Source organism: Streptomyces sp. NPDC005070 (assembly GCF_053600395.1).
The window spans coordinates 1-3074 of sequence record NZ_JBSFZS010000334.1 but is presented as its reverse complement, the minus strand read 5'-3'; the positions used below and the strand labels follow the sequence as shown (position 1 = coordinate 3074).

Annotated in this window: 3 protein-coding genes and 2 pseudogenes; all 5 read right to left on the bottom strand. The window is 63.3% G+C overall.

Annotated features, from left to right (window positions below; genetic code table 11):
- A partial coding sequence (locus ACWEBX_RS38655) for a S1 family peptidase (RefSeq protein ID WP_451889393.1) occupies positions 1 to 467 on the bottom strand: 467 nt, incomplete at its 3' end.
- On the bottom strand, positions 467 to 838 hold the full coding sequence (locus ACWEBX_RS38650; RefSeq protein ID WP_451889392.1) for a CU044_2847 family protein: 372 nt from the start codon (positions 836 to 838) through the stop codon (positions 467 to 469). The genes ACWEBX_RS38655 and ACWEBX_RS38650, both read right to left, overlap by 1 nt.
- 209 nt (positions 839 to 1047) lie before the next feature.
- Positions 1048 to 2340 (bottom strand): annotated as a pseudogene (locus tag ACWEBX_RS38645) (IS256 family transposase).
- A gap of 508 nt (positions 2341 to 2848) precedes the next feature.
- Entirely contained in the window at positions 2849 to 2992 is a 144-nt protein-coding gene (locus tag ACWEBX_RS38640; protein WP_451889394.1) for a hypothetical protein, read from the bottom strand.
- Positions 2991 to 3074 (bottom strand): annotated as a pseudogene (locus ACWEBX_RS38635) (uracil-DNA glycosylase); the annotation flags it as partial. The gene ACWEBX_RS38640 and the pseudogene ACWEBX_RS38635, both read right to left, overlap by 2 nt.

Sequence of the window (3074 nt, the reverse complement as noted above, 5' to 3'; positions counted from 1 at the left end):
GGCAGCATCACTCGCTGACCAGGATCCTGGCTGAGGAATCCGTATCCTTCAAAGGTGAATGTCGCCGACTCGCCTCCGCGGAAATCCCATGCCGGATGCCCGAACGTCCACATCAGGTCACCGACGTCTCCCTCGGCGCACAACAGAACTGGTTCCAGTGGCGGTTCAGGCCGCTGCGAAATGACATCCAGCAGTGCCAGATCCATTCCGGTACTCTTGTCCCGAAAACACCGATGCTGCAAAGGTATCAGCCGCAGTTCACGGTTCGAGGCGGCGATCCGGCCGGATACTTCCGCGCGGGGCTCGTCGAACACATCTGCCACAACATGGGCACACGTGGCCTGAATAGTCGGCGTGATGAGAAAACCAGTCCCCAGAGAGGTTTCCCCTGTTCCGTTCCGGACGGTGAGGATTACAGTTGCCGCGCTCAGCAGCTTCGTTGGTATCGTCCCCGGTCCGTGCTGCATCACGACGGAGGGTTCTCCCACTCCAGCGATACACCGAAGGCGGATTTGACGGAAGCCTTTCCGACAACGGCGACGAACGTACCGGACTCCAGCGCGAACTCGCAGCCGAATTCCATGGTTACCTTGGAAGCGTCACTCTCCTGCAAACGTGCACCCATCACTCGAACGAGTCCCATCAGTCCATCGAGTGCTTCGTCGAGTGTCGGACGATGAGCGGCGATGTCCGATTCGGAACCCAGCGCACGTTGTGGTGTTCGCAGGTCCCTTACGGAGAGGTAGACTTTCCGACCCTCAATGAGAACCGGCACGAGCGCTCCTGTTTCCTTTTCCTCATTTCGTGCATTTCCGTCCCCGCTCTTGGCATCTGCCATTTGCTTCCCTCCTGCGCGCCTCCGTATGGCTGATGGCATGCCCTGCGATTGCTCTACGTAATCGGTTCGGCTCGCTCCGGTGTGATTGTGGCTGGTCAGGGCTGTGGCCTGCAGGTCGATGAAGCGGTCGCTTCTTCGGCATCGGTGAACTTCGCTCGAGATCTACGCGGGGGTCTGTCAAACGAGCGGTGTAACTGCGGTTGTTGGAGTTACTGACGTGCTGCGGAGAGGCGGCCGTCGAAGGTGATGTCGAAGGCGTTGAGTGCGGTCTTCCAGCGCATGGTCCAGCGGGCTTGTCCCTTGCCGGTGGGGTCGAGCGACATGATGGCCATGTAGACGCACTTCAAGGCGGCCTGCTCGTTGGGGAAGTGTCCGCGAGCCTTGACCGCCCGGCGGATCCGTGCGTTTACCGACTCGATCGCGTTCGTCGTGCAGACGATGCGGCGGATCTCGGTGTCGAAGCGGAGGAACGGCGTGAACTCCTCCCACGCGTTCTCCCAGAGCCGCACGATCGCCGGGTATTTCTTGCCCCAGGCGTCGGCGAACTCGGTGAACTGCTCGAGTGCGGCCTCCTCGGTCGCCGCGGTGTAGACGGGCTTGAGCACTTTCGCGATCTTGTCCCAGTCCTGGCGGGCGGCATAACGGAAGGAGTTTCGCAGCAGGTGGACCACACAGGTCTGGACGGTGGTGCGGGGCCAGACGGCCTCGACCGCCTCGGGCAGGCCCCTGAGTCCGTCGCAGACCAGCATCAACACGTCGCCCACGCCGCGATTCTTGATCTCGGTGAGGATGTGCATCCAGTGCTTGGCGCCCTCGCCGCCGTCACCGGCCCACAGTCCGAGGATGTCCCGCCGGCTCTCGGTCGTGACCGCCAGGGCCACGTAAATGGGCCTGTTGGCGACCGCACCGTCGCGAATCTTCACGTGAATAGCGTCAATGAAGATCACGGGATAGACGGCGTCGAGCGGCCGGTTCTGCCATTCGGCCATGCCGTCGAGGGCTTTGTCGGTGATCGTGGAGATCGTCTGCCGGGACACCTCGGCGCCGTAGACCTCGGCCAGGTGGGCCTGGACCTCGCCGGTCGTCAGGCCTTTTGCCGCGAGCGAGATGACCATCTAGTCCACGCCGGACAGACGCTTCTGCCGCTTCTTGACGATCCTCGGCTCGAAGCTGCCTTCCCGGTCGCGGGGCACGGCTATCTCCACCGGGCCGACATCGGTCAACACGGTCTTGGCCCGGGTGCCGTTGCGTGAGTTGCCGCCGTTCTTCCCGGCCGGATCGTGCTTGTCATAGCCGAGGTGGTCGGTGATCTCGCCCTCGAGAGCGGACTCCAACAGCCGCTTGGTCAGCTGCTGGAGCAGCCCGCCCTCGCCGGTCAGCTGAAGGCCCTCGGCCTGAGCCCGGCCCACCAGTTCGTCAATCAGCCGGTCGTCCACAGACTTCGCCGGCGCCGCCTCAGACGGCTCGACGAACTCGGCCTCGGTCACGTTGTCGCTGGTCATCGAGGCATCTTCCATGATCGGGAGTTACACCGAACGTTTTACAGTCCCTACAGCCGTGTACTGCTCGACCGAGAACGGCAACAGCGCCGCGCCTGTGATCGAGCAGATGTTCAAGGAGGACCGCGAGATCATCCGTGATGATGCCAGCGGCCTTCGGAAGGACCGCAGCGCGGGAGCTGTGTTCAGGGTGGGCATATGGTGCTGTGAGGGCGAGGAAGACGCAGCCTCGCCCTTACACGTGATCATTCCGGTCGGACGCCCTGCTCGGGCTGCCTCCAGGCGACGATTCCCCCGGCCGGCAGGACGGCCAGCGTCATTGCGAGTGATGCAGATGGTGACGCCCGGCCCGCGCTTGATGACTGCCGCCATGTTCGTGTTCCGGTGGCTGCCGCAGTCCTGGTAGACCTCGTCGACGACATCCGGGGTGTCGAGGGCTTTGACGATCCGGTCTGCCGCCGCACCGCCGGAGGCGCGAAGAGAGCAGCGTGCACATCGGCCTGCGGGAACGTCAGCGGACGTCGATGTAGTCACCCGAGGACGAGGTGTCGAAGTACTGGCTCGTCGCCGTCCACGTCGTGGTCCAGGTGCCGTCCCGCAGGGCTGTGAACTTCTTGGAGAAGGTGCCGCCCTTGCCGGTCTTCACGGTGCTCATCAGGGTGGGTGTCTTCGAGCCCGGGGCTCATCTCCTTGTAGATGTTCCGCAGCGACGGCGGGGTCTTGACTCCAGGACGGAC

What these genes read in the sequence shown, in the direction of transcription:
- ACWEBX_RS38650 (WP_451889392.1), bottom strand. Translation starts at nt 838, where the DNA reads ATGGCAGATGCCAAGAGCGGGGACGGAAATGCACGAAATGAGGAAAAG.
- ACWEBX_RS38640 (WP_451889394.1), bottom strand. Translation starts at nt 2,992, where the DNA reads ATGAGCACCGTGAAGACCGGCAAGGGCGGCACCTTCTCCAAGAAGTTC.